Source organism: Aeromonas sp. MaB10011B (assembly GCF_017939325.1).
Classification (GTDB): domain Bacteria; phylum Pseudomonadota; class Gammaproteobacteria; order Enterobacterales; family Aeromonadaceae; genus Aeromonas; species Aeromonas caviae.
This window is the reverse complement of record NZ_JAGKRK010000049.1, coordinates 1-1,789: the sequence shown is the minus strand read 5'-3', so window position 1 is coordinate 1,789 and position 1,789 is coordinate 1. Positions and strand designations below refer to the sequence as shown.

The window sequence follows — 1,789 nt, the reverse complement described above, 5'->3', positions numbered from 1 at the left end:
GTGAGTGGTAGGGGAGCGTTCTGTAAGTCTGCGAAGGTGTGTCGAGAGGCATGCTGGAGATATCAGAAGTGCGAATGCTGACGTAAGTAACGATAAAGGGGGTGAAAAGCCTCCTCGCCGGAAGACCAAGGGTTCCTGTCCAACGTTAATCGGGGCAGGGTGAGTCGACCCCTAAGGTGAGGCCGAAAGGCGTAATCGATGGGAAGCAGGTTAATATTCCTGCACGACTTGTAATTGCGATGGGGGGACGGAGAAGGCTAGGTGGGCCAGGCGACGGTTGTCCTGGTGAAAGTGCGTAGGTGGTGTTTCTAGGCAAATCCGGAGACACAACACTGAGACACGAGACGAACGCACCACGGTGCGGAAGCCATTGATGCCCTGCTTCCAGGAAAAGCCTCTAAGCTTCAGATTACAAGTCATCGTACCCCAAACCGACACAGGTGGTCGGGTAGAGAATACCAAGGCGCTTGAGAGAACTCGGGTGAAGGAACTAGGCAAAATAGAACCGTAACTTCGGGAGAAGGTTCGCTCTTGATGGTGAAGTCCCTTGCGGATGGAGCTGTCGGGAGTCGCAGTGACCAGATGGCTGGGACTGTTTATCAAAAACACAGCACTCTGCAAACACGAAAGTGGACGTATAGGGTGTGACACCTGCCCGGTGCCGGAAGGTTAATTGATGGGGTTAGCGCAAGCGAAGCTCTTGATCGAAGCCCCGGTAAACGGCGGCCGTAACTATAACGGTCCTAAGGTAGCGAAATTCCTTGTCGGGTAAGTTCCGACCTGCACGAATGGTGTAACCATGGCCATGCTGTCTCCACCCGAGACTCAGTGAAATCGAATTCGCCGTGAAGATGCGGTGTACCCGCGGCTAGACGGAAAGACCCCGTGAACCTTTACTACAGCTTGGCACTGAACATTGAACCTACATGTGTAGGATAGGTGGGAGGCTTTGAAGGCGTGACGCCAGTTGCGCTGGAGCCGTCCTTGAAATACCACCCTTGTATGTTTGATGTTCTAACGCAGGGCCCTGAATCGGGCTCGCGGACAGTGCCTGGTGGGTAGTTTGACTGGGGCGGTCTCCTCCCAAAGAGTAACGGAGGAGCACGAAGGTTGGCTAATCCTGGTCGGACATCAGGAGGTTAGTGCAATGGCATAAGCCAGCTTAACTGCGAGACGGACAGGTCGAGCAGGTACGAAAGTAGGTCATAGTGATCCGGTGGTTCTGAATGGAAGGGCCATCGCTCAACGGATAAAAGGTACTCCGGGGATAACAGGCTGATACCGCCCAAGAGTTCATATCGACGGCGGTGTTTGGCACCTCGATGTCGGCTCATCACATCCTGGGGCTGAAGTCGGTCCCAAGGGTATGGCTGTTCGCCATTTAAAGTGGTACGCGAGCTGGGTTCAGAACGTCGTGAGACAGTTCGGTCCCTATCTGCCGTGGGCGTTGGATGATTGAAGGGAGTTGCTCCTAGTACGAGAGGACCGGAGTGAACGAACCTCTGGTGTTCGGGTTGTCACGCCAGTGGCACTGCCCGGTAGCTAAGTTCGGAATCGATAACCGCTGAAAGCATCTAAGCGGGAAGCGAGCCCTGAGATGAGTCATCCCTGACCCCTTGAGGGTCCTAAAGGGCCGTTGGAGACCACAACGTTGATAGGTGGGGTGTGTAAGCGTAGCGATACGTTGAGCTAACCCATACTAATTACCCGTGAGGCTTAACCATACAACACCCAAGAAGTGTTCAGAGACTTGTAGCAGATACCGAGAACGAATAACTAAATCAGCTTT

1 rRNA gene is annotated in these 1,789 nt (G+C 53.7%); it reads left to right on the top strand.

The annotated features are described in order from the left end of the window. A 23S ribosomal RNA gene (locus tag J9893_RS13055) occupies nucleotides 1-1,724 on the top strand; the annotation flags it as partial. Nucleotides 1,725-1,789 lie beyond the last annotated feature (65 nt).